Origin of the sequence: Macrococcus sp. DPC7161 (genome assembly GCF_004117835.1) — a bacterium.
Lineage (GTDB): Bacteria > Bacillota > Bacilli > Staphylococcales > Staphylococcaceae > SDSC01.
Window position 1 is genome coordinate 42,886 of the sequence record NZ_SDSC01000007.1, and the last position, 25,993, is coordinate 68,878.

The following is a 25,993-nucleotide window of genomic DNA, read 5'->3' on the forward strand; positions in this document are numbered from 1 at the left end:
TTTTTATTTCTATACATGAAAAAAAGACGACTAAATTGCGTCGTCTTTTAGCTCGAGATGTTCTTGAGCCCAATGTTCAATTGGTATCATTGCTTGAGACAATGCATAACCTTTATCAGTTAAAATATATTTAATCGATAGTGGCGTTGTTGAGATCACTTTTTTCTCGACCAATCCCCACTCAGATAACTCAGCGAGCTTTAAACTTAAAGCACGCGGTGTAATGGATTTTAAATCACGTTTAATATCTGAAAAGTGCGCTGCATGCCCCTCTGATCGTGATAAATAATTGATCAATAGACCATTCCAACTTCTCCCGAGGATCTTAAATGTTTCTTCTAAATATGGACAAATTTCCATAATCATCACCTCTAATGTCAGTATACTCCGATATAAAAAATATATCAAGGTATAATTTTTATAATTAAAAAACAGTCCGAAGACTGTTTTATATCGTTTCTCTCCAAATATCTGCGCCTAAAGCTTTTAACTTTTCAACAATACCAGAGTACCCACGATCAATATGTTTAATATTAAATACTGTTGTTACACCTTCAGCTGCAAGTCCAGCAATAACTAAACAAGCACCCGCTCTTAAATCCGATGCTGCAACTTCAGCACCTTTAAGTTTTGAATGTGAAATCGATGCAAATCCTTTACCTTCTGTAATATCACCTTGCATCTTTTGTAATTCAGCAACGTGTCTAAAACGTTCAGGATAAATCGTATCGATAATAGTAGATGTCCCATTTGATAAGAATAATAATGGTGTGAAAGGTTGTTGTAAGTCTGTCGCAAAACCAGGATATACATTCGTCGTAATTGTGACTGGTGCATATGTTTTTGGGCGACGAATAATCGCATAATCTTCATACAATTCAACGTCTACACCAATTTCTTTTAATTTCGCTGTTAATGGCTCCATGTGTAATGGAATGATGTTCTCAACTTTCACTTCATCACCCATCATTGCAGCAGCACACATATATGTTCCCGCTTCAATACGGTCAGGAATAATTGCATGTGTTGTACCGTGTAACGTTTCAACACCTTCAATTTTTAATGTATCTGTACCTGCACCACGGATTTTCGCACCCATTTTATTTAATAAAGTCGCAACATCAACAATTTCAGGTTCTTTAGCTGCGTTTTCAATCACCGTTTTACCTTTTGCCATAGAAGCTGCTAACATAATGTTAATTGTTGCACCTACGCTGACAACATCTAAAAAGATTTTTGCACCAACAAGCTCTTCAGCAACTAAATGCATACCATCTGCTTCTTCAGTAACTTTAGCACCTAACGCTTCAAAACCTTTAATATGTTGGTCAATTGGGCGAGGTCCTAATGGACATCCACCCGGTAATCCGATAATCACCTTTTTAAATTTACCTAACATAGCACCCATCATATAGTAAGAAGCACGTAATGATTGAACTTTGTGGTTTGGTAGTGGTTTATTCACTGCGTTTGAAGGATCCACTTCCAAAACATCACCTTCAACCAATGTAGTTGTAATATTTAAATCTTCTAAAAGACTCATTAAAGTCTTAACGTCTGAAATTTCTGGTAACCCTTCTAAAGTTACTTTTGAGTTAGCCATTAATGTTGCAGGAATTAATGCAACAGCACTATTTTTAGCACCACTAATTGTAACTTTCCCTTTAAGTGGGTTGCCACCTCTAATTTTTATTACTTCTTGAGACATGTCTGTACTCCTTTAACTTTTTTCCATTAAAAATAACTATATAATATATACCCATTATAAACTAAAATAATTTAACATTGCAAAAAGAAATCATGAAGTTAAATATAAGCTACACGACATTTATAGTCAAGAAAAAAAGCCCATCGAAAATGAAATCGATGGACTTTTATTATATTCAGAAAATTAAGCTTTGTTTGAAGTACCAAATTCTTGGATTTTACCTTTAACTGTCGCTTTAATTGCTTCACGAGCTGGTCCTAAATATTTACGTGGATCGTAAACTTCAGTGTTCGCTGCTAACGTTTCACGAACCGCTTTCGCAGATGCGATTTGGTTTTCAGTGTTAACGTTGATTTTAGCTGTTCCTAAAGAAATTGATTTAACAATATCTTTCGTTGGGATACCAGTACCACCGTGTAATACTAATGGTAAACCAGTTTCTTTACCGATTTCTTCCATTTCTTTGAATCCTAAGTTTGGTTCACCTTTGTAAGGACCGTGAACTGAACCTAAAGCTGGCGCTAAACAGTCGATACCAGTTTTTTCAACTAACTCTTTACATTCAGCTGCATCAGCATAAACAACACCGTCAGAAACAACGTCGTCTTCTTGTCCACCAACGCGACCTAATTCCGCTTCAACAGAAACACCTTTTGCGTGTGCATATTCAACAACTTGTTTAGTGATTGCAACGTTTTCTTCAAATGAATGATGAGAAGCATCGATCATAACTGAAGTGAAACCAGCATCAATCGCTGCTTTACAGTTTTCAAAGCTTGAACCATGGTCTAAATGGATTGCAACTGGAACAGTGATTTTCATATCTTCCATTAAACCTTCTACCATTTTAACAACAGTGAAGAATCCACCCATGTATTTTGCTGCACCTTCAGATACACCTAAAATAACTGGTGCGTTTTCTTCTTGAGATGCACCTAAAATTGCTTGTGTGAACTCAAGGTTGTTTAAGTTATACTGACCTACTGCATAACCTTCTTCTTTTGCTTTGATTAACATTTCTTTCATTGAAACTAATGGCATGGATAATATCCTCCTTGTGTGCTTTTGCACAATTTTTATAACATGATTATACCACTTAATTTTATTGTTTGCATTTGATTACACTCAAGAATTTGTGTAGTTTTTCACAATCTTTAGCAATTCTTGTATATCAAACGGTTTCATTACCACTTCGTTCGCTCCAAGGGCTAATAATTGATCAACTTCTGCTTTCGTTTGAAATGCAGAAATCATAATGACAGGTACATCAAATTTTTCTCTAATTTTCGCTAAAGTTACTTCTCCATTCATGACCGGCATACGCTGGTCTAAAATTATCAAATCAAATGTATCTTGCTCTAACAATTCAAGACCCATTTGACCATTACTTGCCTCTTTCGTTTCATATTCTACAAGTTTAAAGATTTCTGTTAATAGTAAGCGAATATTTATTTCATCATCAATAATTAAAATTTTCAAAGGCTTTCTCCTTTATGTTAATATGATTATAATTACATTATGGAAGGTGTACTTATGCTTAAAATTTTTAATACGCAACTTAATGGTATCTTCAAAAAAATAGATGCGCAAGAAGTAGAATTAGACATCGCAAGTCGACTACTCGCACAAGCTGTTGTAGGTGAAGGAAACATTTGGGTAAAAGGCTTTGGTGATTTAAAGTACTTAGAAGAATATATTGTAAATAGTAACGAATCACTACCTGACAGCAAAGTTTGGATTACAGATACAGTTGTCGATAAAACAGATCGCGTGATTGTGATGGCTGAAACTTATAATGAAGATGTTGTAGAATTCGTAACAGCATTAGAAGTTTCAGATATTGATTACGTCTTAATTTGTAATGCTCATGAAAACATTCAAAGCATGAATTTCATTGACCTTTCAACACCACGTGCAATCGTACCAAGTGAAGATTTCTCAAGAATCATCACACCACATGCAATGGCAATGAATTATATTTATTATGTCATTTATGCTAATATGAAAGAAATGTTGGATGAAGCATAATAGGTTTTTATAGGATTGAATTGGGTCTTTTTTTATGGCTGAGTAGCTAGTATTTGAGTGATACTAGCTGCTCAGCTATTTTTTTGTTTTTTATTGCGATTGACTGGCTAGTATTTGCTCGATACTAGCCACTCAGTACGATTTTGGGCTGTTTTTTTGTGTGACTGGCTAGTATTTCACCGATACTAGCCACTCAATTCCATTTTGGGCTGTTTTTATGCGTGACTGGCTAGTATTTCACCGATACTAGCCACTCAGTTCCATTTTGGGCTGTTTTTATGCGTGACTGGCTAGTATTTCACCGATACTAGCCACTCGCACAAACATATCAAACATATCAAACATATCCTGCATATCCACCAAACATACACCTCAAAAAACAAAAAATCCGCCATAAAGGCGGATTTATATTATGAAATTGTTGCGCCGATGAATTCACGGAATAATTGTTGTGGGCGTGTTGGACGTGATAAGAATTCTGGATGGAATTGGCAAGCCACAAACCATTTATGTTCTGGAATTTCTACGATTTCAACTAAACGACCATCTGGAGATAATCCTGAGAATACTAAGCCTTTATTTTCTAACATTTCACGGAATTCGTTATTGAATTCATAACGATGACGGTGACGTTCTTGTACTGTTTTTTCACCATAAGCTTCAAATGCTTTAGTACCTTCTTGTACTTCACATGGATATAATCCTAAACGTAATGTACCACCTAAATCTACTACATCTTTTTGATCAGGTAATAATGCGATTACTGGATATGGTGTGTTTGGATCAAGTTCTGCTGAATGCGCGCCTTTTAATCCTACAACATTGCGTGCAAACTCAACTGTTGCAAGTTGCATTCCTAAACAAATACCGAAGAATGGAATGTTGTTTTCACGTGCATATTGTGTTGCTAAAATTTTACCTTCAATACCACGTTCACCAAATCCACCTGGCACTAATATACCATCATGATCTTTCAAACGTTCTTTATAGTTTGATACGTTTAATTCTTCTGAATTGATCCAGTCAATTTCTACGTCTTTTTTGTAGTAATATCCTGCATGTTTTAACGCTTCTGCAACTGAAAGGTATGCATCTTGTAAAGCAACATATTTACCTACTAATGCAATACGTGTTTTACCTTCTAAGTTACGTACTGTTTCAAGTAAATTTGTCCACTCAGTTAATTCAGCATGATCTTCAGCTTCTAAACCTAAACGTTTAATGACTAAGTCATCCATTTTTTGTTCTTGTAATGCTAATGGAATTTGATATAACGTATCCGCATCACGACATTCAATTACTGAATTTTTGTCGATATCACAGAATAACGCAATTTTATCACGTAAATCTTCTGTCATTTCATATTCAGTACGAACAACGATCATGTCCGGTTGAATACCTAAACCACGTAACTCTTTCACTGAGTGTTGAGTTGGTTTTGTTTTCATTTCACCAGCTGCCTTAATGTAAGGTAATAATGTACAGTGAATGTACATAACATTTTCACGACCTAAATCACTTTTGATTTGGCGGATTGATTCTAAGAATGGTAATGATTCTATATCCCCTGTTGTACCACCGATTTCAGTGATGACAACATCAGCTTTTGTTGATTCTCCAGCTAATAAAAGACGTGATTTAATTTCATTTGTAATGTGTGGAATGACTTGGACTGTTCCACCTAAGTAATCACCACGACGTTCTTTCTTTAATACATGAGAATATACGCGACCTGCTGTTACGTTTGAATATTGATTTAAATTGATATCAATAAAACGCTCATAATGCCCTAAGTCTAAGTCCGTTTCAGCACCATCATCAGTTACAAATACTTCACCATGTTGATATGGACTCATTGTACCTGGATCTACATTTAAATATGGATCAAACTTTTGAATCGTTACATTTAATCCACGGTTTTTAAGTAATCTTCCTAAACTTGCAGCCGTAATACCTTTACCAAGTGATGATACAACCCCACCTGTTACAAAAATAAATTTAGTCATAAATACCTCCTAAAAAATAAAAAACGCTCCATTTGCGTTTGCAAAGGGAGCGTAAAATTTATACGTTGTCCTAATTAAAGGAGCCCAAGTAAAATAATAATCATTTTTTCATCAAATGTCAACAAAGATTATAGTTCTTCTTCCTCATCTTCGAAGTCATCGTCTTCGTCTTCGTCTTCATCGTCAAATTCATCTGCTTCAACGACTAGGCCTGCTTCTTCTAATTCATCTTCTACATCTTCATCTTCTGGATCTGCTAAATCTTCATCTTCTTCGTCTTCTAAGATGGCTAATTCATCATCCACTTCTTCTTCACCTAATAAAGTTAATTTAGGATCATCTTCGTCTTCTTCATCAAGAACTTCAAATTTCTGAACGGTTGGTGCGATTTTTTCTTCAATATCGTCTACTGAATACCAGTCGCGTAAACCCCATAAATTTTCGCCAGTTGATAAGAAACGGCCATCTGTATTTAAATCTGTATAGAATTGAACAATACGTGTTTCGATTTCTTCATCTTTGTATTGACCAATCGTTTGAAATTCATCGATCATATCGTAAAGATTAACGTCTTTACCTTTTTCAGTTAAATATAAATAAGCCATATCAATAAATGAACTTTCGTCCATCATTTCTTTAGTGTACTCAGAAATTTTCATTAGATTCGTCCTTTCATAAACGCAATTATCACACTAAATCATATCAAGAATTGTTAATAACTGCAATACATTAGTAACGAATTAATTTTGTTAATCGATTTTTATTGCTTTCATCCATCGCTACAAAATTGTTCTTTAAATACACGTCCATATTAGATTCTACATTTACTTCAATCTTTTTAACTGCCTTATAATGTTTTCTAACATACGTCGCAATTTGTCTAATAAAGTTTTCTTTTACAGCATCATGATTTTCATGAATATCTAATGATACAATTTCAATTGTATCTCCCATTTCACGTATACCTGCGTGGCCAATCGTTTTACCATCCAATACTAAATCAATATCGTTGCCTTCAACAAGTCTTAATAGTGATACGTAATTTTTATCTAAATCTAAATAATACAAACGTTCTTTACCAATCGGTCCATTTGGATTCGTTGCTAAATGCAAGAAACCAGCACGTTCATACACATTCCAAGCCCCTTGGTTTTCTGCATCTACTACTAAAAATAAATGATCAAAATCTTTAAATACCGTTTGAACAAATTCAGGAATATGCATCATGATTTCAGTACCATAACCATTCCCTTGAAACTTATTATTAACAGATAAACTTCTCACATAAACCGCATTTACAGGCGTATCATAACCTTCATGTTGATAATATTGATGCAACACAAAAAATCCTACGACATCTTCATTATCATTCAACACAACACACGGTCTACGATTCGGATCCATTAAACCTTCGTCTAATACTTCTAAAGGTAATGACGAATAAATTTTTTGACGCTCATCTAATTCAAATGCTTCTAAACTTTTACGGTACTTCTCATTATACTGGTCAATTGTAATCTCTGATGTTTTAAACATAGTCTACCTCTCCTTTTTTTAGATAATACCCAAAAGTTCAAAATAAAAAACACTTCAATAATGAAGTGTTAGAAAAAATAATTAAATAACCATGTAACGCCTAATTCATCCAATACATGTCCGTGCATTGAACCGAAGAATGTTTTCTCTAATGGCATTTTTACAGAACCAAATTCGCATAATTTTTCAAATGCAGTTTGCTCTTCTTCTAAAGTATCAAACGTCATTACGATATGAACGTTTTCGTTTGAAAATGGCTTACCATAATTACTAGATACATGAATGGCAATGGTATCATTCACATGCAGTTCACCGTGTAACACATTACCTTGGTGTTCATTTAATATTTTAATTTCACCACCAAATGCATGTTGATAGCTTTCTAAAGCTTTTGTCACATTGTCTGTAATAATGAATGGGCTTAACTGTTTCATGTGAGAATGCTCCTTTAAATTCTTAAGTCTTTGTAGTAGTATAATAGCATAAAATACAAATGAGGTATATATATGAAAATCGGTATCGATGCTGGCGGTACATTAATAAAAATCGTCCAAATCGAAAATAATGAAAGAACATTCAAAAAATATAAGTCTACTGAAATTGAAAAAGTTGCAGAATGGTTAAAAGCATATCCTGATGCACAAGTTGCTCTTACTGGTGGTAAAGCTACTTATTTACAAAGTTTAATTCCACAACAAGCATTTCAATCGATCGAGTTTGATGCAACGTTTAAAGGGATTCAAACATTTTTATTAGAGCAAGGGAAATCGATTGACAAGTTTGTCTTCTCTAATGTTGGGACAGGCACTTCAATCCACTTTGTAAATGGCGACACGCAAATTCGTGCTGGTGGTACAGGTGCTGGTGGCGGTATGATGCAAGGTTTAAGTTATTTATTAACTGGCATTGAAGACTATGACAAATTGACATCACTTGCCAAACAAGGTGACCGTGACATTATCGATTTGAAAGTGAAACACATTTATAAAGGTGATAAAACACCGATACCAGGTGAATTAACAGCTGCAAACTTCGGTAATGTATTACACAATAAAGACATTCATCAGTTCTCTGATGCAGATAAAATCGCTGCAGTCCTTGGTGTTGTCGGTGAAACGGTAACAACCGTATCTATTCACGCAGCACGCGAATTCGGTGCAGAGTATGTTGTCTATATCGGATCAAGTTTCTTAAACAATGATTTACTTCGTGATATCGTGATGAACTATACGGTACTTCGAAACTTCAAACCACACTTTATTCCAAATGGTGAATATTCAGGTGCGTTAGGCACGTTAGGATTAATGGATGAAGCCTAAACCGAAATGTCAACCTACTGAAACGATTGAAGATACCAAAGTTTACTTATCACGAGATGATTATCAAATACATTACATCAATTGCGAAATATTTATAGAAGAAGACTTAAAGGAACTCGATACATTAAAGTTTACACAATGTACCTTTGAACCATTCGAGCAAACTTTACATATTACAGATTGCATTTTTGAACAATGTACTCTATCAAATTGTATTATTCAAGATGCCAGTTTAAGACGTGTTCATTTTAATCAATGTCAGATGATTGGCTTCTCACTAGATCAAATGCATTTAAAGGCTGTACTCTTTGAAGAATGTAAATTAGATTATTTTAACTTTGCATTATGTCAGTTAGATGGCATGACTTTTAAATCGATTACTGCAAAAGAAGGCTACTTTTTTCAAACAACGACAAAATCATGGCAAATACAAAAAAGCAGCTTAAAGCAATTAAACTTAGTCGAAACATCGCTTTTAGACGTTGACTTATCCGATAGTGACATCGAAGGCATTACTGTACAACCGGATGATTTAAAAGGTGTTATTCTAAACCCTTATCAAGCACAAGATATTATTGAACTCTTCGGTATAAAAATAAAGGCGTGAGCATGCTCACGCCTTTTCTTTATTTCCAGACTTAATTTTTTCTTCTAATGCCTTTTTAAACTGTTCTATCGTTTTATAATCTCCATGCCAAATACCAATAAATCTTGATGGAAATTCATTTTTCTCTTTGTAATCACCATCGTAATAACTCAATGGAAACAATATGCCATGCTTTACCGCTTCTAATATTGTGTTAAAGAACGCTTCATTATCACCTTCTGAATAGTAAGCTAAGAAATTTTTATAATCCCCATTTAAATAATCTTCTAATAATAACAATGAAGTTGAACCGTTTTGTCTAAAATTTAAATCAATCGCATAAATTGCACCTGTTTCATCGGTTAATAAATCAAATCCCGCGATGCCTCTATACCCTGCGTCAACACCATTTTGCATAATATTACGTCCTGCTTCGATAATGGCCTCAGGTACTTCATGATCAATTTCATTACCACGATATTTACCGTATTTTTCAGTGATTTGTAGAGATGCACCTATGTATTCTATCGTTTGCCCATCACTCGCATATTGTACACAGTAATTTTTATCTGCTTGAATATAATCTTCTACAATAAATAACTCTGTTTCATTGTCTTCGTGAATTCTTGCTAAACTCTTATGTTTATCTTCATCGTTATAACAAATCATCACACCATAACCACCAGCAGTTGGATGCTCACCACCTGGTTTGATCACATAAGGATAATCAAATTGAGCTAAAACACTTTCTAATTTGGCTTTTTCAATCACTTCTCGATGCGGCAAATATTTGCCTCCTGTCCATTTTGAAAGCAATGTTTTATTATTTAAATCTAAAAATAATTGTCTATCCACTGCATAGCTTCCTTCTGGCACTAATCCTTCACCATGTGGATATTGGAAGTACAATTGTTTTCCCTCTTCAACACAAGTCTTAAGTACATTTTCATAATCTGCCTTTGTTTCATATGTCAAATAATGATTTGGCATATCGATATTCACAGCATCAAAAAGTTGTTTAATTTTATCTGTCACTGTCGCTTCATGCACAATAACTGGCAATGGTGATGCAATAAGTAACTCACGTGAAGTAAGTAAGTTTGATTGATGCGTTTCAGGTTGTAACCACGGATTGTATTCATAAGACGGTCTTGATGAATATACAACTTTGTCTCCGTATAATTCTAATAAATTCAACTTCAAATTCAGTTTAGCCATATACTTGCTCCTTTAATATCTTGTGTAACGCCTTAATTTCTTCTAATTGTGCTGAATCTTTTAACAGTTCTAGCGCCATTGTCGACATGATTTTTGCACCTTGGAACAATCCATGGTCACCGTGTGGACTTTTTGCCGCTTGTTCAAATTCATAAGTATGACCGACCAATGTTGAAGGTCCAATTTTAATATGTGGATGAATGGTCGGTATGATATGACTTACATTCCCTGTATCCGTTGATCCGAAACCAAAATCATCGTGTAAAATAACTTCATCATGCATTTTTGCATGACGCTCAAACAAGTCGTCTAATAAATCATTTCGAATAAATTCATTTACGCCATTTTGAATATGTGTTAATTTATATGTCGCACCTGCAGTAATACTCGCTCCTTGTGCCACACGGTCGACTTTACCGGTTAAAATGTTTAAGTCTTTTCTTGAAATACTACGTGTATAAAATCTCGCCTTTGTGTACTCTGGAACAATATTCGCACTTGCGCCACCTTCTAAAATAATACCATGTACTTTATCTGTCTTTTTAATATGTTGACGCAATTGACTAATACCATTAAAGAAGCTGATCATCGCATCGAGTGCGTTAATACCATTATGTGCATTCTCAGAAGCGTGGGCACTTTTGCCGAAAAATTCTACTTCAAATACATCTACCGCAAGTGTCGGCACTGTTCGATAGGACTCATGACCAGGGTGAATCATTAAAGCAACATCACTTGAATCAAAGACACCATTTTTGGCATACGTGGCTTTCGCACTCCCGTTAACGCCACCTTCTTCTGCTGGACAACCAAACACACGAATCACACCACCTGTTTCATCAATCACTTGTTTCAGTGCGATACCAGCAAGTACACTACTCGTACCAATAATATTGTGTCCACAAGCATGTCCAATTTCAGGTAGCGCATCGTATTCTGCTAAAAATGCGATATTGGCACCTGGCTCTCCTGAATCATACGTTGCAATAAATCCTGTTTCATGGCCATGAATGTCTCGTTCAACTTGAAATCCTTCTTTTTCTAATTGCTTAGATAAAGTTCTAGAAGCAAAAAATTCTTCATTCCCAAGCTCCGGGTGTGCATGAATTTGATGGCTAATATTTTGGTAAACTTTTTGATTTTGGTTGATATATTGAATCACACGTTGTTCTAAAGTCATAAACATCCTCCTTATATTAAAAAAGACACCACTTAAAAGATAAGTGATGTCTTAAGCTTATCTTTCAGCTAATCGCTGTAGGAGTTAGCACCTTACATTTGCAGGTTGCCGGACGTCACTGGGCCTAGTCCCTCGGTCTCTCTTGATAAGTATTTGATTTTTGTTTAACTATAAGGTTTTTTCAAGTTATTGTCAATAAAATATTCAGAATTTTCATGATTTCTATCATCATTTTATTCGATTTCAATGAAAATTAAATGAATTATTGTACAGGTAAACGAATTTCAAATTGCGTCCCTTCACCACTTGAATGAACTTCGATTTTACCGTTATGAGCTTCAACGATTTGTTTACTTACACTTAAACCAATACCTGAGCCACTATGATGATCTGTCGTTTTTTGTCCTCGGTAAAATTGATCAAAAATATGTGGCAAATCATTAGGATCAATGCCTGAACCATTGTCTGAAATCTTGATGATGGCTTCGTTACCCTCAACAAAAGTATTAATCCAAACATTCACATCTTTATTGTGTAAGAAACTATTCGTAATAATGTTATTCATCACACGGTCCATTCGTTCACTATCTATCATCACTGAAATTTCAGTATCATTGACATAGGCTAAATAATCATTATTAAATTTCGATACAAAATCCTTAATATATCCATTTAATAACACAGGTTCAGGATGAATATCGATGCCATCATTTTTAAGTTGATACGTCATATTTAAATCTTTTAATAACTGGTCAATGTATTCTGATTTATCCTCAATAATCTTCGTGAATTTCAAACGTTCTTCATCCGTCATTTCCATGCCTGAATTTAAAATTTTAGAATAACCATATATCGAGCTGAGCGGTGTTTTAATATCATGCGTAATGCCTCGCACCCAATCTTCACGTAATTTATTCACCTTTTGTCTATAATCTTTATCGTTGGATAACTTATGCGTCAATTTACTAATAGCTTTATCGACCGCGTCATACATACGGTATTTTCTTTTTAAATAACCATTTTTATAGAGTTTCGTATTATTTGGTGATTGATAATGCTCAAGTCCAAGTTGTTCTACCCATGAAATGTAATGAAGTAGTGGTCTTGTTAACCTACCACCAATTAACCATGCGATGAAAATAATAATTAAAATGATGATGATATTAAAGACAGAGAACCATTTCGCAAATATCTTTAACGCATCTACAAGCTCTTTATTGTATTTTAAATCATCAGAGTATATTGAACGCTCATCTTGAACATCCTCATTCTTTTTCACAATAAAGTATTTCACTTTCTTTTTAGTAAAAGTTGTAAATGCATACTTCGAATAATCATCCGTATTATAATTTCTAAAGATTTCGCGATTCACATCTTTAACGTTCAAATTACCGATAACCTTTTCTACACCTTTACCTTTGACATACTTAAATAAAGACATGTGTTTTTTCTTTAAATAGTCATATCGATCTTTCGCATCCACTTCAAATTTCATTTTTGATCTTAACATTGGATTATATTCAACAAAGATGACTTCAATATCTTTCTCCGTTTGCCATGTCGAATACAGCCATTCGTCATATTCCGCAAGCGGTAATAATTTTTCTTTGCCTGATTGATAGATGATTTTATTATTTTTTTTAACATAAAGTGTACCAGATTCTTTCACTTTATCTAATAAAACCTTTTTCACCTTAACATTATCAGTAGAAGTATCAATATAACTACGCATCGTAGTCGTCGATTCGTCCATTACATACGTTTCTAATAATTTATCTTGATAAACAGAAAACGCGGCGCCGATTGTGCCGAGCACAACTAATGTAAATAAAATATAAAACAGAAAGAAATAGCCGATTAATCTGTAAATAAATTTTTGACTCAAATTCATAGATTTCTACCAGACTTCAACATATATCCAGTGCCACGAGCTGTCACTAAAAATTTAGGGTCACTTGGATTTTCTTCGAGTAATTGTCGTAACTTACGAATATAAACCATAATGATATTGTCATCGACAAAATGACTATCCCAAACCGCTTCATAAATACGTTCTTTAGACAAAATCATATCTTGATTTTCGTATAAAAATTGCATCAATAAATAACTTTTCCCTGAAAGTTCATGTTTTGTACCACGCACAGTCAATAAAGCACGGCGCTCATCAAATTCATATGGCTTATTGTAATGTTGACCGACATATCTTACTAAGTTTGCTTTTATACGTGCAACAAGTTCCATTGGATTGAATGGTTTCGTGATATAATCATCCGCACCTGTTTTAAATCCTCTTAATTTATCTTGATCCGCTGTATTGGCAGAAACGTAAATAATCGGTGCATCCGATTGATTTCTAATTTTTTCGGCCAAAGTAAAACCTGAGCCATCCCCTAAATTAATATCTAATATATACATTTCAAATTGATCATCTAAAACATCTAACGCATCTTGATACGTATGTTTTAAAGTCACTTTTTGAAACCCTTCTTTAAACAATAAAAATCGAATCATTTCAGCAATTTCTACTTCATCTTCTACAATTAATATTCTTGGCATATGTCCACTCCCTTTAACAAAGTTATACCATAAAAAAGAAAAAACATGGGTGTAATTATAAAATTTTAAGTGCATTTTAAAATTAAATATAGGAAAATCAAACACTTGAAGTTTCATAAAGTGCATGGTATTATTAATTCCGAGTAATCTGATAGGAATAAAAAGTTTTATTAAACTTATAGGAGTGATTTAAGGTGTCATTACCTTTTATGGATATATTTAAAGAATGGGCACATGATTATGATGGTGCTGTTTCAGGAGAAAATCCTGAGTATAAAGATGTATTTGTCAATTATGATTTTATGTTACAACAAGCAAGCCAAGAAGCATTCGGTCATACGATCGAATTTGGACCAGGGACTGGTAATTTAACCCATAAACTGATGCAACGCGGCTTAAAAGTAACACCTGTTGAACCAAGCGAAGACATGCTTAAGATTGGTGAAGCAAAGACGGGTTTATCTTTTGTTACTGGTGATTTTTTAAATTTTGATGTTCAAGATTATGATACTATAATTTCATCATTCGCCTTTCATCACCTTACAGATGAGGAAAAACACTCAGCTTTAAAAATGTATTACAATGCACTACCTACGGGTGGTAAAGTCGTTATTTTAGATACCATGTTCAATTCTATGGAAGAGAAACAAGGCATGATTGACTACTATACAGCGTTAGGGTTTACAAATTTAGTTGATGATTTAAATCGAGAATATTATCCATATAAAAGTACAATGCAATCCATTTCAAAAAAAGTTGGATTTAAATATCAAAGTACGCAAATGAATCGTTTTGCACACTTGCAAGTACTTACTAAACAACCTTTCAAACGCCCGATGGATTTAATCGGTGACACACCTATGGTTGAATTAACAACATTTCCATTAAATACAGGCAATCGATTATTCGTTAAACTTGAAAGTTATAACTTGGGTGGTTCCGTGAAAGATCGCCTTGGTATGCATATGGTAGAAAGTGCATTAGCACGTGGCGATATTAAAACGGGCACTATTGTTGATGCGACTGCAGGCAATACAGGTATTGGTTTGGCACTCGCCGCTTTAAAACATCACCTTACTTTACGCGTATATGTCCCTGAAAAATTCTCTCAAGAAAAACAAGACATCATGCGTGCCCTTGGTGCTGAAGTGATTAATACACCTACTGAAGGTGGCATGATTCAAGCACGTGAAGCAGCAATGGCATTTGCACAGTCAACGGGTGCTTATTTTACGAATCAATTTGAATCACTGGATAACCCAGCAAGTTATCAATCATTAATTCAAGAAATTGAAACAGAAGTTGATCGTGTTGATATGATTGTAGCAGGTGCTGGTAGTGGTGGTACATTCAGTGCACTATCTGAATACTTTACTGATGCACATCGCGTCGTTGTGGAACCTGAGGGCTCTATTTTAAATGGTGGTGCATCTGGTAGTCACCGTACTGAAGGTATTGGTGTTGAGCAGTGGCCAGTTTACTTAAAACGAGAAAACATCGATGCCATCGAAACCATTTCTGACATTGATGCATTCACAAAAGTATCAGAATTGGCACAAAAAGAAGGACTACTCGTTGGTAGTTCATCAGGTGCGGCATTAATGGCAGCACTGAATCAACAAAAACAATTCACACATCAAAATATCGTTGTCATATTTCCTGATGCAGCTGAACGCTATTTATCAAAAGGTATTTTTAATATTGAAGGAGAATAATAAAATGAAGAAAAAAACAATGATGATCCATGGTGGTCAAACAACAGATCAATTTACAGGTTCGGTGAATACACCGATATATCAAACAAGTACATACAAACAAGACGGTATTGGTAACTTACGTCAAGGATATGAATATTCACGTACTAAAAACCCAACACGTACAGCTTTAGAAACTTTGATTGCAGATTTAGAGCATGGTCATGAAGGCTTTGCATTTGGTTCAGGTATGGCTGCAGTATCAACAGTCATTATGTTATTAGACGCTGGTGACCATATCGTTGTTGGTAGCGACGTTTATGGTGGTACTTACCGTGTATTTACAAAAGTATTTGACCGTATTGGTATTAAATCGACATTTGTAGATACAACAGACGTTGAAGCTGTTAAAGCAGCCATCACTCCAGAAACAAAAATGTTATATATCGAAACACCAACTAACCCATTATTAAATGTTACAGACATTCGCGCAATGGTTGAAATTGCTCAAGCAAATGATTTAATATCGGTGGTAGATAACACATTTATGACACCATATTTCCAAAATCCAATTGATTTAGGTATTGATATTGTCTTACATTCAGCTACTAAATACATTGGTGGTCATAGTGATGTTGTGGCTGGTTTACTTGTTTCTCGTACACCTGAATTATCTGAACGTATCCATTTCATCCAAAACTCAGTTGGTGGCGTATTAGGACCACAAGATAGTTTCTTATTAGTGCGTGGTATTAAAACTTTAGCATTACGTATGGAACAAACTGAAAAGACAACAATGAAAATCGTTGACTTCTTAACTTCTCATGACAAAGTGACGAAAGTATTCCATCCATCATTATTAGATGAAACACGTAAAGCGATTCATGAATCACAAAGTAATGGTTACGGTGGTATGATTTCATTCGATGTCGCCTCTAAAGAAAACGCTGAATTACTTGTGAAATCATTAAAATATTTCACATTAGCAGAATCATTAGGTGCTGTTGAAAGTTTAATTTCAGTACCAAGCCAAATGACACATGCATCAATCCCACGTGAACGTCGTTTAGAATTGGGCATTACAGATGGTTTAGTACGTATTTCTGTGGGTATTGAAGATGCAGAAGACTTATTAGAAGATTTAACTGAAGGATTCAAACTTTTAAAATAGGAGTGTTTCAAATGGAAAAGAAAATGAATGTAGAAAGCTTTAACTTAGATCATACAAAAGTAGCTGCACCATTTATTCGATTAGCAGGGATTAAAGAAGGTATTAAAGGTGATGTCATTCATAAATATGACATCCGCTTCAAACAACCTAATAAAGCACATATGGAAATGCCTGCATTACACTCATTAGAACATTTAATGGCTGAAAACATCCGTAACCATACAGATAAAGTTGTAGACTTATCACCAATGGGTTGCCAAACTGGTTTTTATTTATCATTAATTAATCATGATGATTATGAAGATGTACTAGTCATCGTTGAAAAGACATTACAAGACGTGTTAGCAGCTACAGAAGTACCAGCATGTAACGAAGTACAATGTGGATGGGCAGCAAGCCACTCACTTGAAGGTGCACAAAGTTTAGCTCAAGAAATGTTAAACGAAAAAGCATCATGGTCAGTCGTTTTTGCAGAGTAAATTAAAAATGCACTCCGAATAATTTCGGAGTGCATTTTTTTAAAATCGAATCATATTAGCAGCTTGTTCAACATTAGGGAAATGATTCAATTGATTCAATTGTTCATCCATAATTTCTAAAGCGAATGCATGATCTTCTTGTTCAATCGCTTTTAATGCTTCAGTAGATGTTTGATCTAATTTTTTAAATTTGAAATCTACTTTGTAGTTTAACTTTTCGCCTTTACCATATACAAGCTCACCTAATACTTTTTGTGTTCCATTACCTTCAAATAAATGTTTCAACGCTTCAGGTAATGTAAGTCTAAATTGATAATGTGGCGTATGTTCCATTAAATATTGATACAATAATTCATCAATTTTGTAGTCTACTTGTACATGAAGAGTTGTATCATCCGTCGTGATTTTTGTATTTTTGATCATAAAGTGTGGCATAAAGAACGCACGCTCAGAAAAATCTTTTGGTAATTCCGGCCCTTTTACGACTTCCACATTTTTACTTAATGTAACGGTTGGTCTTTGATTTTTAGTTAAGAAATAATATAAACCACCTGTAACAATTGCAATTGCTGATACTGTTAAAGTTCTTTTCATACCCATAATGCTTCCTCCAATTTTTATACAAATATTCCTTTCTCCCTTATATGTATACAGTTACCATTTGATTTATAAATATAAAATGATAAGTATGATTTACGTACTTTGAAAGAAAGATTACATAAGTGTTATTTTTAAAAACGCCTGTTAATAAACTATTACCCAATTTATATACCCTATTATTCGTATTATTTGTATTATTAATATTTGAACAAATATTACAGTTAATTGTGGCTTTAATATTTCCAGATATATATAGCGTATTACCATTTACATTAGATATTTTCTTTACTGAAGATATCGCAAACTTGTTACATATTCCATCTTGGATTGTTGTTATTATCATTATTGCAATACTAATAGCTTTGACCTTAATTGTAGTAGAAATGTTAGTACAATACAATGAAATGCAAGAAGAATTATTTATAGGAGATGAAGTTGATCGTCACCTTTATCAAGCTGTCTTCACACGACCACAAGTGAAATATCATGATTTACCAATCTATACTGGTGATTTTATGCGTGATAACAAATCAGAGATTTCATTATCACATTATCAAAAGAACAAGAATAAATTTACACAAAATTTACTATTTATTAACTTGGTATTAGTTTTCATTTTGTATGATAACCTTACGGAGTTGATCATATGTTTAATGAAAAAGAACGTATTCATTTAATTGTTTGCTATGGTGCTGAAGATGCAATTGATATCTATCATCAACATAAACCGTCCATAGATATGAGTGAGTTTTCATTATTTAAGAGCAAATTCAAGTTACCATCACATAGATTTAGTCAAAACTTAGCAGAAGCCATTACGTATTTTGAATATTGCTACCAATTACATAAAGATAATTACGATGAAGTCCTCGATTTCTTCAATACACTACGCGCAATTGAAAGACAAGTCGCCAATTAAAGAAATGCCATTCCATTAGGAGTGGCATTTTTTGTGAGGGTGGATGTGTGTCGATGTGTATGTGTGGATGGATGGGTTGATGGGTTGTGGCACTCAGATCCATTTTGAGTGCCACTACTCATGAATTTTTCAAGATTCAACCTCGTTGTGGCACTCAGATTCATTTTGAGTGCCACTACTCAATAATTTCTCAGGATTTCTCCTCGTTGTGGCACTCAGATCTATTTTGAGTGCCACTACTCATGAATTTTTCAAGATTCAACCTCGTTGTGGCACTCAGATTCATTTTGAGTGCCACTACTCATGAATTTTTCAAGATTCAACCTCGTTGTGGCACTCAGATCTATTTTGAGTGCCACTACTCAATAGTTTCTCAGGATTTCTCCTTGTTGTGGCACTCAGATTCATTTTGAGTGCCACTACTCAAAACAAAAATAACCAAATTTATTTCAACCCATCATAATATGTTCCGCGATTATTTCCTATTCGATTTGCATATTGTGTTAAATATCTTTGAACAGTTCTCTCTGGTAATCCTGTAAAATCTACTAATTCCGAACACTTTAATGGTTCATTCTTTATTAACAGTGCTTCATTAAACATATTCATAAATGCTTCTTTTTTACTTATAGTAGCGCCGCAATCACAGCGAACATAACGACTGTTTGTCGCTGCTGTCATACCAATTTTGTTACATTTCGGACATCTTATCCCACCGTTCATCTTCTCAAATGGATAATACTGTATGATTTCTTTCGGATGATCATTTTCATGATGTTGAATCAATTGCTTTGCAAATTTGATATCTGTTCGTTGATATTTTGGTAAACGCGCTAAGTAACTTACTAATTCATCTAGCTGGTGTGCATAGTAAACGTGTTCATGTTGCATAAAGCCATTTAATCGAAATGTATCATTAATAAATAATAATTTGCTTTCTACTTGATATTGTTTACCCAAATAATTTAATATATGTTCTAATTTCATATGTGCTCGATTCAGTTGACTAAAGCAATCTACATAAACACTTGTGCCTTTTTTAATTAAATTTCCTTTTTCATAATGATATATCCCAGTAAAATTTTTAACATCAATATGAATGATTTTGTCTCTTGAAAATATTAAAAAATCGTTTTGAAACCAGCCATTTTGCTTACACTGAAAATCCCATATAAAACAAATATCTAATGCTAAAAGTCGTTCGTAAAATTGAAGTTCGCCTTCGTAGCCTAACTGATATTGCTGAAACTCATATAAATCATGCTTATTTAATTCAATACGGTCATGGATTGATTGTAAATAACGTTTATATTGTGATGGTATGTGCATTTTTATCAGCATAAGTACCTCCTACACCAATATACAACATTTATAAAAAGTTAACAAATGTTAACTCACAAACCTTAAAAAAGACACCCTAATCTAAGGGTGTCTCATTCATTATTTTAAATCTTTTAAATAACTTGTACCGAATTGTGGTAATTCAACATCAAAGTTATCGGCGATAGTTGCACCAATTGATGCAAATGTATCGTGACTTTCTAAAGCGCCACCTTTTAATGATTTTGAATACATCAATAATGGTACGTATTCACGTGTGTGGTCAGTTCCTGGCATTGTTGGGTCATTACCGTGGTCTGCTGTGATGATTAATAAATCATCTTCACGTAATGCATCTAATAATTCACCTAAACGCTCATCAAATGCTTTAATGGCATTCATATAGCCTTCTTTATCACGACGATGACCGTATAACGCATCGAAATCAACTAAGTTCAAGAAACTTAATCCATTGAAATCACGTCCAACAACGTCCATTAATTTATCCATACCATCCATATTATCTTTAGTTCGAATCGCTTCTGTCACGCCTTCACCATCATAAATGTCATTGATCTTACCAATAGCAATGACATCTAAATCTGCATCTTTCATCGCATTCATTACTGTTTTACCGAATGGTTTCAATGCATAGTCATGACGATTAGATGTACGTGTAAAGTTACCTGGTTCTCCTACATATGGACGTGCGATGATACGACCGATTAAATATTTAGGATCTTTCGTTAATTCACGAACTTTCTCACAAATATCATATAACTCTTCTAATGGAATGATTTCTTCGTGTGCTGCAATTTGTAATACAGGGTCTGCAGATGTGTAGACGATTAAATCACCTGTTTTCATTTGGTGTTCGCCCCACTCATCAATAATTGCTGTTCCTGAAGCAGGCTTGTTCGCAACAACTTTGCGTCCTGTCATTTCTTCAATTTCTTTAACAAGTTCATCTGGGAATCCATCTGGATAAACTTTAAATGGTTTATCGATATTTAAGCCCATAATTTCCCAATGACCAGTCATTGTATCTTTACCAACTGATAATTCACGTAACTTTGTATAATATGCCTCAGGTGCATCCACTTTAGATACAACAGGTAATTCAGCAATATTTCCTAAACCTAAACGTTCTAAATTTGGTAACTTACCTTCAAATCCTTCTAATGTATGCTTTAATGTGTGGCTACCAACATCACCAAAATCTTTCGCATCAGGTGATTCACCAATACCTACAGAATCCATAACGATTAAATGTACTCTTTTAAATTGCGTCATAATAAACGACTCCTTATTCCGTGATGACTTTATGAATTAACTTAGGTGCAGTTGCACTGTCACTCACTTCAATATTTTGATAAATCTTTTCGATTACATCATCTACATTATCACGGTTTGCATAAATTGTCACAAGTGATTCACCTGCTTCAACTTTATCTCCTACTTTTTTACGTAACATTAATCCAACTGCAAGATCAATTGTGTCTTCTTTTGTAGCACGTCCTGCACCTAATAACATTGATGCAACACCAATTTCATCTGCAACAATTTTACTTACTACACCTGATTGTTTTGCAGGGACTTCAATTTCATATTTTGCTTGTGGTAATTTTGATAAATCATCCACCACTGAAGCGTCGCCACCTTGGTTTGCAAGGAACGTTTTGAATTTATCTAAAGCTTTACCATTTTGAATCACTTCTAATAACATTTCACGTGCTTCTTCTAATGTTGATGCTTTTTTAGCTAAAACGACCATTTGGCTACCTAATGTTAATACCAATTCTGTTAAATCTTCTGGCCCTTCTCCACGTAATGTTTCAATCGCTTCTTTTACTTCTAACGCATTACCAATGGCAAATCCTAACGGTTGGCTCATATCAGAAATAATCGCCATTGTATTTCTACCTACGTTATTACCGATTTTCACCATTGCGTGTGCTAACATTTCAGCATCTTCATCTGTTTTCATAAATGCGCCTGCACCTGTTTTTACGTCTAAAACGATTGCATCTGCACCAGCAGCGATTTTTTTACTCATAATACTTGATGCAATTAATGGAATACTGTTTACAGTACCTGTAACATCACGTAATGCATATAACTTTTTGTCAGCAGGTGTTAAGTTACCTGTTTGTCCAATAACCGCAAGTTTATCTTCGTTTACAATTTTCACGAAATCATCTTCCGAAATTTCTACGTGGAAACCTTCAACCGCTTCTAACTTATCAATTGTTCCACCTGTATGACCTAATCCACGTCCACTCATTTTAGCTACTGGAATATCTAACGCTGCTACTAATGGCCCTAATACTAAAGTCGTTGTATCACCTACGCCACCTGTTGAGTGTTTATCCACTTTAACGCCTTCAATAGCTGATAAATCGATTTGATCGCCACTTTCAACCATTGCCATTGTTAAATTAGCACGTTCTTCATCATTCATATCTTGGAAGAAAATCGCCATTGCTAAACTTGAAGCTTGATAATCTGGAATTGAACCATCTGTATAACCTTTCACAAAAAATTCAATTTCCGCTTTCGTTAAAGCTTGTCCGTCTCTTTTTTTACCAATAATGTCTACCATTCTCATAATAAATTCCTCCTTGTATACGCTTACATTAGTTGTCTGGAAAACGAGAGATTAATAATCTCCCGTCGCTTGTTCACCTTTTAAAATTTGTACACCAGCACTTGCACCAATACGAGTTGCGCCGTTATCGATCATTGTTTTCACATCTTCGTAAGAACGAATACCACCAGATGCTTTAACGCCCATATCTGGTCCTACTGTTTTACGCATTAATGCGATGTCTTCAGCTGTTGCACCTGCAGTTGAGAAACCTGTAGAAGTTTTAACGAAATCCGCGCCAACTTCTTTCGCAATTTCACAAACACGAACTTTTTCTTCGTCTGTTAATAAAGCTGTCTCAATAATCACTTTCGTTGTAACATCTCCTGATGCATCAACAACTGCTTTAATGTCTTCACGTACTAAATCATAATTACCATCTTTAACAGCGCCAATGTTGATCACCATATCAACTTCGCCAGCACCATTTTCAATCGCGTCACGTGTTTCAAACGCTTTTACAGCAGGCGTGTTCGCACCTAATGGGAATCCGATTACTGTACATACAAGCACATCTGTTCCTTTTAATGCTTCAGCTGCATATTTTACGTGTGTTGGGTTTACACAAACACTCATAAAGTCATACTGCTTTGCTTCTTCTAATAACTGATCGATTTGTTGTTTTGTCGTATCTGCTTTTAATGCAGTGTGGTCAATATACTTTGCTAAGTTCATTAATTATGCCTCCCTTTAATTCTTTTTTAGTTTAACACATCTTTGAACAAAAGTAAAATCAAAATATGAACTTTTTTTCATAACAACTTATTTGCTGTCTCGCTATCTGTAATCAATACATTTGGAATCTTACCGATTAAGGCACCGCGAATGGCATCGACTTTATGTCTACCACCTGCAACTAAAATACTTTTTGGTATGCTCTTTAATGTCTCTAAAGTCACACCCATTGTACGTTCGTTAATTTGTGCATCAGCAACTTTACCTTCTGCATCAAAGAAGCGTGAACAAATATCACCAATTGCATTTTCTCTTAGTTTGAATTTTTCTTCCTCATTTAAGAAACCTAATTTAAACAATAAAGCATTTTCTCGAACACTACCTACTGTATAAACGGCAACATCACATTCTGTTCCTAAATCTAAAATACTTTTAATATGACGATCTTCACTCACTAACTTTTTAACTTCTGGAGAATCAAATATCACTGGCACTGGTAAATCACGCGGAATTGAATTAAAACTCTTTGCAAATAAACTTAATGTTTCATGTGCATTCGTTTTCACATTTGAATAAGATACACCACCTTTTAGCTGTACCGTCTCTACATCTGAAAGATTCATTTGTTTCATTGCTTTAGCTGTACGGTACATTGTTTTACCCCAACTGATACCAACAATGTCACTATCATTGATGTTTTCATATAAATACTCCGCAGCACGTTCCGCGACAGCCTTTTGAATCACATCATAAGAATCACTTACCACTTCTTTAATGATTACTTCTTTCAAACCATACTTCTCTTGTAACTTCGTTGCTAAATTTTCACTGCGTTCAAATGGATCATCGATAATAATTTGAACAAATCCTTGGTCTTTTGCGAATTGTAATTGTCTTGATACTGTTGGTCTTGAAATATTCAACTCATCAGCAATTTGCTTTTGACCTAATTCCTCTTCGTAATACATTTTTGCAATTTTAATACACTGTCTGATTTTATCGTCCATGAAATGCCCCACCTCTCCTACTTCAATAAAATTTTAACTAAAAATCAAAAAAAATACACCCTTTATGGGTGTATTTACGAAATTATTTTAAGAATGACTTGAACATCCAGTTATGTTTCTCTAAATCAGTAATCATACCTAAGAACATATCACTTGTCATTTCATCGCCTTCAGCTTCAGCAATTTCTTTACCTTCTTTAAGTTGATCGATGATTTTTGTGAAGTCTTTAGATAAATCTTTCACCATTTCTTCAGCTGATAAATTCTTCTTCGCTTCTTTAACAATTGCTAAATCTAAACTTTCTTTTAATGTTGCAACTGGATGACCTTCAACTGCTAAAATACGTTCTGCTAAATCATCGATATATGTACTTGCTTCATTATAAAGTAATTCAAACTTTTCGTGTAAGCTAAAGAAACTTGGTCCTTTAACATACCAGTGATAGTTATGTAACTTCGTATACATTACCGTCCAGTTTGCGACTTGTTGATTTAATGCTTTCACTACTTTATTTTCTGCTGATTTTGCCATGTTTAATTCCTCCAATAATCTTATTTATATTAATTATTATATTATAATCATTCTAAATAAGCAACTTATATGCACTGCTCAACTTCAAATTGGGTATAATAAAGAAAAAACAGGAGGTCTGTATGAAATATAAACTTTTTGCTATCATCATTATACTATGTATCACTGCTTTTATTCTAACAATGTACTTATGGGATAATTTAGTAACGAATGCACTTACTTCTACAAATTATGTTGTCTTTTTAGTAGCCATTGGCCTGATTTTTAGTTTCATATCATTTATCTTCAGCAAACAAGCTATTAAAGTCGATAATGATCCAAATCTCATTCATAGCGAACAAGACCGTGCAAGTTTCAAAAAGTTCTCTGAAATGAATATCGCTTTAATCATTGCATTTTATTTTGCACTTGGATCATTGTTACTCGTTTCACTTAATGATGCACCGATTTGGTTAGGCATTCTGTCTGTGATTGTGTTAGCCATCGCTATATTCATGCGCTATTACGGGTACGGTATGATTAATAAACTATACCCTGAAAAAGATTTACCTAATACATTTGAATCTGACTTTGACGATAAATTAATCGATGCGTTAACTAAAGATGAAATGATCACCATTTTCACTGGATTATACAATGCTTACAAAATTACAAATCTTTTGTTACCAGCAAGTCTGTTATTAATTACTTTATACGGTTTCCACACAGGAACGTCACAACAGTTTGCACTGTCAGTCATTGCACTCGTTGCAATCGTTATTAACACTGTATATCAAGTTACAGTGCGTAAATTAATATAAAAAAATTGCGAT

28 protein-coding genes, 1 pseudogene and 1 riboswitch are annotated in these 25,993 nt (G+C 34.2%); of the genes and pseudogenes, 10 read left to right on the forward strand and 19 right to left on the reverse strand.

Translation table 11 applies throughout. The features are described 5' to 3' along the window. Positions 1–30: 30 nt before the first annotated feature. The 4 genes from ER639_RS09585 to ER639_RS09600 all read right to left on the reverse strand — a co-directional run bounded on the left by ER639_RS09585 (position 31) and on the right by ER639_RS09600 (position 3,187). Entirely contained in the window at positions 31–360 is a 330-nt protein-coding gene (locus ER639_RS09585; protein WP_129065569.1) for a winged helix-turn-helix transcriptional regulator, read from the reverse strand. Positions 361–448: 88 nt separating this feature from the next. Then, the gene (locus ER639_RS09590) at positions 449–1,708 is read right to left on the reverse strand and encodes a UDP-N-acetylglucosamine 1-carboxyvinyltransferase (RefSeq protein ID WP_129065570.1); all 1,260 of its coding nucleotides are present in this window, start codon (positions 1,706–1,708) and stop codon (positions 449–451) included. A gap of 183 nt (positions 1,709–1,891) precedes the next feature. Beyond that, complete coding sequence (gene fdaB, locus ER639_RS09595; protein ID WP_129065571.1) at positions 1,892–2,749, reverse strand: class IIb fructose-bisphosphate aldolase FdaB; 858 nt, start codon at positions 2,747–2,749, stop codon at positions 1,892–1,894. Between the two features lie 84 nt (positions 2,750–2,833). Further along, complete coding sequence (locus ER639_RS09600; RefSeq protein ID WP_129065572.1) at positions 2,834–3,187, reverse strand: response regulator; 354 nt, start codon at positions 3,185–3,187, stop codon at positions 2,834–2,836. 54 nt (positions 3,188–3,241) lie between these two features. On the opposite strand from ER639_RS09600, the gene ER639_RS09605 reads away from it, so the two are divergent. Continuing rightward, entirely contained in the window at positions 3,242–3,736 is a 495-nt protein-coding gene (locus ER639_RS09605; protein ID WP_129065573.1) for a DUF2529 family protein, read from the forward strand. A gap of 410 nt (positions 3,737–4,146) precedes the next feature. On the opposite strand, the gene ER639_RS09610 is transcribed toward ER639_RS09605, so the two are convergent. The 4 genes from ER639_RS09610 to ER639_RS09625 form a co-directional block, all read right to left on the reverse strand. Next, positions 4,147–5,742, reverse strand: coding sequence for a CTP synthase (locus ER639_RS09610; protein ID WP_129065574.1), 1,596 nt, complete (start codon positions 5,740–5,742; stop codon positions 4,147–4,149). A 128-nt stretch (positions 5,743–5,870) separates the two neighbouring features. Continuing rightward, positions 5,871–6,401, reverse strand: a complete 531-nt coding sequence (gene rpoE / locus ER639_RS09615) for a DNA-directed RNA polymerase subunit delta (RefSeq protein WP_129065575.1) — start codon at positions 6,399–6,401, stop codon at positions 5,871–5,873. 70 nt (positions 6,402–6,471) lie between these two features. Beyond that, positions 6,472–7,278, reverse strand: coding sequence for a GNAT family N-acetyltransferase (locus ER639_RS09620; protein ID WP_129065576.1), 807 nt, complete (start codon positions 7,276–7,278; stop codon positions 6,472–6,474). A gap of 68 nt (positions 7,279–7,346) precedes the next feature. Beyond that, the gene (locus tag ER639_RS09625; protein WP_129065577.1) at positions 7,347–7,712 is read right to left on the reverse strand and encodes a VOC family protein; all 366 of its coding nucleotides are present in this window, start codon (positions 7,710–7,712) and stop codon (positions 7,347–7,349) included. Between the two features lie 72 nt (positions 7,713–7,784). On the opposite strand from ER639_RS09625, the gene coaW reads away from it, so the two are divergent. Together coaW and ER639_RS09635 are read left to right on the forward strand one after the other, a co-directional pair. After that, a complete protein-coding gene (coaW, locus tag ER639_RS09630; protein WP_129065578.1) occupies positions 7,785–8,597 on the forward strand; it encodes a type II pantothenate kinase in 813 nt (270 codons plus the stop codon). Continuing rightward, entirely contained in the window at positions 8,587–9,204 is a 618-nt protein-coding gene (locus tag ER639_RS09635) for a pentapeptide repeat-containing protein (protein WP_129065579.1), read from the forward strand. Before coaW ends, ER639_RS09635 begins: the two co-directional genes overlap by 11 nt. Positions 9,205–9,210: 6 nt before the next feature. On the opposite strand, the gene ldmS is transcribed toward ER639_RS09635, so the two are convergent. The 4 genes from ldmS to ER639_RS09655 all read right to left on the reverse strand — a co-directional run bounded on the left by ldmS (position 9,211) and on the right by ER639_RS09655 (position 14,137). Next, positions 9,211–10,401: an L-aspartate--L-methionine ligase LdmS gene (ldmS, locus tag ER639_RS09640; RefSeq protein WP_129065580.1), complete on the reverse strand. Its 1,191-nt coding sequence runs from the start codon at positions 10,399–10,401 to the stop codon at positions 9,211–9,213. Beyond that, the gene (locus ER639_RS09645) at positions 10,394–11,581 is read right to left on the reverse strand and encodes a M20 family metallopeptidase (protein ID WP_129065581.1); all 1,188 of its coding nucleotides are present in this window, start codon (positions 11,579–11,581) and stop codon (positions 10,394–10,396) included. Before ER639_RS09645 ends, ldmS begins: the two co-directional genes overlap by 8 nt. Before the next feature lie 54 nt (positions 11,582–11,635). Further along, a riboswitch (SAM riboswitch) is annotated at positions 11,636–11,733 on the reverse strand. Positions 11,734–11,843: 110 nt separating this feature from the next. After that, positions 11,844–13,472: a sensor histidine kinase gene (locus ER639_RS09650; RefSeq protein ID WP_129065582.1), complete on the reverse strand. Its 1,629-nt coding sequence runs from the start codon at positions 13,470–13,472 to the stop codon at positions 11,844–11,846. Next, positions 13,469–14,137, reverse strand: coding sequence for a response regulator transcription factor (locus tag ER639_RS09655; protein ID WP_129065583.1), 669 nt, complete (start codon positions 14,135–14,137; stop codon positions 13,469–13,471). Before ER639_RS09655 ends, ER639_RS09650 begins: the two co-directional genes overlap by 4 nt. Before the next feature lie 302 nt (positions 14,138–14,439). On the opposite strand from ER639_RS09655, the pseudogene ER639_RS12460 reads away from it, so the two are divergent. From ER639_RS12460 to ER639_RS09670, 4 genes and pseudogenes are all read left to right on the forward strand, one after another. Then, a pseudogene (locus ER639_RS12460) lies at positions 14,440–14,796 on the forward strand (class I SAM-dependent methyltransferase); the annotation flags it as partial. Between the two features lie 123 nt (positions 14,797–14,919). Continuing rightward, on the forward strand, positions 14,920–15,852 hold the full coding sequence (locus tag ER639_RS12465; protein WP_483306241.1) for a PLP-dependent cysteine synthase family protein: 933 nt from the start codon (positions 14,920–14,922) through the stop codon (positions 15,850–15,852). Positions 15,853–15,856: 4 nt separating this feature from the next. Next, a complete protein-coding gene (locus ER639_RS09665; protein WP_129065585.1) occupies positions 15,857–17,002 on the forward strand; it encodes a bifunctional cystathionine gamma-lyase/homocysteine desulfhydrase in 1,146 nt (381 codons plus the stop codon). Positions 17,003–17,013: 11 nt separating this feature from the next. Next, positions 17,014–17,481, forward strand: coding sequence for an S-ribosylhomocysteine lyase (locus ER639_RS09670; RefSeq protein WP_129065586.1), 468 nt, complete (start codon positions 17,014–17,016; stop codon positions 17,479–17,481). Between the two features lie 39 nt (positions 17,482–17,520). On the opposite strand, the gene ER639_RS09675 is transcribed toward ER639_RS09670, so the two are convergent. After that, positions 17,521–18,081 carry a hypothetical protein gene (locus tag ER639_RS09675; protein ID WP_129065587.1) on the reverse strand — a complete coding sequence of 187 codons (561 nt, stop codon included), beginning with the start codon at positions 18,079–18,081 and terminating at the stop codon, positions 17,521–17,523. 122 nt (positions 18,082–18,203) lie between these two features. Here ER639_RS09675 and ER639_RS09680 point away from each other — a divergent pair, with 122 nt between their 5' ends. After that, the gene (locus ER639_RS09680; protein WP_129065588.1) at positions 18,204–18,758 is read left to right on the forward strand and encodes a hypothetical protein; all 555 of its coding nucleotides are present in this window, start codon (positions 18,204–18,206) and stop codon (positions 18,756–18,758) included. Continuing rightward, on the forward strand, positions 18,728–19,000 hold the full coding sequence (locus ER639_RS09685; protein WP_129065589.1) for a hypothetical protein: 273 nt from the start codon (positions 18,728–18,730) through the stop codon (positions 18,998–19,000). Before ER639_RS09680 ends, ER639_RS09685 begins: the two co-directional genes overlap by 31 nt. A 444-nt stretch (positions 19,001–19,444) precedes the next feature. On the opposite strand, the gene ER639_RS09690 is transcribed toward ER639_RS09685, so the two are convergent. The 6 genes from ER639_RS09690 to ER639_RS09715 form a co-directional block, all read right to left on the reverse strand. Next, complete coding sequence (locus ER639_RS09690) at positions 19,445–20,341, reverse strand: nuclease-related domain-containing protein (RefSeq protein WP_129065590.1); 897 nt, start codon at positions 20,339–20,341, stop codon at positions 19,445–19,447. A gap of 99 nt (positions 20,342–20,440) precedes the next feature. Further along, entirely contained in the window at positions 20,441–21,613 is a 1,173-nt protein-coding gene (gene deoB / locus ER639_RS09695) for a phosphopentomutase (protein ID WP_129065591.1), read from the reverse strand. 13 nt (positions 21,614–21,626) lie between these two features. Then, on the reverse strand, positions 21,627–22,928 hold the full coding sequence (locus ER639_RS09700) for a pyrimidine-nucleoside phosphorylase (protein ID WP_129065592.1): 1,302 nt from the start codon (positions 22,926–22,928) through the stop codon (positions 21,627–21,629). Positions 22,929–22,979: 51 nt separating this feature from the next. Further along, positions 22,980–23,642 (reverse strand): deoxyribose-phosphate aldolase, encoded by a 663-nt coding sequence (gene deoC, locus ER639_RS09705; protein WP_129065593.1) that lies wholly within the window; start codon positions 23,640–23,642, stop codon positions 22,980–22,982. A 77-nt stretch (positions 23,643–23,719) separates the two neighbouring features. Beyond that, positions 23,720–24,649 (reverse strand): DNA-binding transcriptional repressor DeoR, encoded by a 930-nt coding sequence (locus tag ER639_RS09710; RefSeq protein WP_129065594.1) that lies wholly within the window; start codon positions 24,647–24,649, stop codon positions 23,720–23,722. An 82-nt stretch (positions 24,650–24,731) separates the two neighbouring features. Continuing rightward, the gene (locus tag ER639_RS09715; RefSeq protein ID WP_129065595.1) at positions 24,732–25,181 is read right to left on the reverse strand and encodes a Dps family protein; all 450 of its coding nucleotides are present in this window, start codon (positions 25,179–25,181) and stop codon (positions 24,732–24,734) included. A gap of 122 nt (positions 25,182–25,303) precedes the next feature. Between ER639_RS09715 and ER639_RS09720 the strand changes: the two genes are divergently transcribed. Beyond that, positions 25,304–25,981, forward strand: a complete 678-nt coding sequence (locus ER639_RS09720; RefSeq protein ID WP_129065596.1) for a DUF3169 family protein — start codon at positions 25,304–25,306, stop codon at positions 25,979–25,981. Positions 25,982–25,993 lie beyond the last annotated feature (12 nt).

Coding starts and splice junctions, on each gene's coding strand:
- ER639_RS09585 (WP_129065569.1), bottom strand. CDS start 360: ATGGAAATTTGTCCATATTTAGAAGAAACATTTAAGATCCTCGGGAGA.
- ER639_RS09590 (WP_129065570.1), bottom strand. CDS start 1,708: ATGTCTCAAGAAGTAATAAAAATTAGAGGTGGCAACCCACTTAAAGGG.
- fdaB (WP_129065571.1), bottom strand. CDS start 2,749: ATGCCATTAGTTTCAATGAAAGAAATGTTAATCAAAGCAAAAGAAGAA.
- ER639_RS09605 (WP_129065573.1), top strand. CDS start 3,242: ATGCTTAAAATTTTTAATACGCAACTTAATGGTATCTTCAAAAAAATA.
- ER639_RS09610 (WP_129065574.1), bottom strand. CDS start 5,742: ATGACTAAATTTATTTTTGTAACAGGTGGGGTTGTATCATCACTTGGT.
- rpoE (WP_129065575.1), bottom strand. CDS start 6,401: ATGAAAATTTCTGAGTACACTAAAGAAATGATGGACGAAAGTTCATTT.
- ER639_RS09620 (WP_129065576.1), bottom strand. CDS start 7,278: ATGTTTAAAACATCAGAGATTACAATTGACCAGTATAATGAGAAGTAC.
- ER639_RS09625 (WP_129065577.1), bottom strand. CDS start 7,712: ATGAAACAGTTAAGCCCATTCATTATTACAGACAATGTGACAAAAGCT.
- coaW (WP_129065578.1), top strand. CDS start 7,785: ATGAAAATCGGTATCGATGCTGGCGGTACATTAATAAAAATCGTCCAA.
- ER639_RS09635 (WP_129065579.1), top strand. CDS start 8,587: ATGAAGCCTAAACCGAAATGTCAACCTACTGAAACGATTGAAGATACC.
- ldmS (WP_129065580.1), bottom strand. CDS start 10,401: ATGGCTAAACTGAATTTGAAGTTGAATTTATTAGAATTATACGGAGAC.
- ER639_RS09645 (WP_129065581.1), bottom strand. CDS start 11,581: ATGACTTTAGAACAACGTGTGATTCAATATATCAACCAAAATCAAAAA.
- ER639_RS09650 (WP_129065582.1), bottom strand. CDS start 13,472: ATGAATTTGAGTCAAAAATTTATTTACAGATTAATCGGCTATTTCTTT.
- ER639_RS09655 (WP_129065583.1), bottom strand. CDS start 14,137: ATGCCAAGAATATTAATTGTAGAAGATGAAGTAGAAATTGCTGAAATG.
- ER639_RS12465 (WP_483306241.1), top strand. CDS start 14,920: ATGAATCGTTTTGCACACTTGCAAGTACTTACTAAACAACCTTTCAAA.
- ER639_RS09665 (WP_129065585.1), top strand. CDS start 15,857: ATGAAGAAAAAAACAATGATGATCCATGGTGGTCAAACAACAGATCAA.
- ER639_RS09670 (WP_129065586.1), top strand. CDS start 17,014: ATGGAAAAGAAAATGAATGTAGAAAGCTTTAACTTAGATCATACAAAA.
- ER639_RS09675 (WP_129065587.1), bottom strand. CDS start 18,081: ATGGGTATGAAAAGAACTTTAACAGTATCAGCAATTGCAATTGTTACA.
- ER639_RS09685 (WP_129065589.1), top strand. CDS start 18,728: ATGTTTAATGAAAAAGAACGTATTCATTTAATTGTTTGCTATGGTGCT.
- ER639_RS09690 (WP_129065590.1), bottom strand. CDS start 20,341: ATGCTGATAAAAATGCACATACCATCACAATATAAACGTTATTTACAA.
- deoB (WP_129065591.1), bottom strand. CDS start 21,613: ATGACGCAATTTAAAAGAGTACATTTAATCGTTATGGATTCTGTAGGT.
- ER639_RS09700 (WP_129065592.1), bottom strand. CDS start 22,928: ATGAGAATGGTAGACATTATTGGTAAAAAAAGAGACGGACAAGCTTTA.
- deoC (WP_129065593.1), bottom strand. CDS start 23,642: ATGAACTTAGCAAAGTATATTGACCACACTGCATTAAAAGCAGATACG.
- ER639_RS09710 (WP_129065594.1), bottom strand. CDS start 24,649: ATGGACGATAAAATCAGACAGTGTATTAAAATTGCAAAAATGTATTAC.
- ER639_RS09715 (WP_129065595.1), bottom strand. CDS start 25,181: ATGGCAAAATCAGCAGAAAATAAAGTAGTGAAAGCATTAAATCAACAA.
- ER639_RS09720 (WP_129065596.1), top strand. CDS start 25,304: ATGAAATATAAACTTTTTGCTATCATCATTATACTATGTATCACTGCT.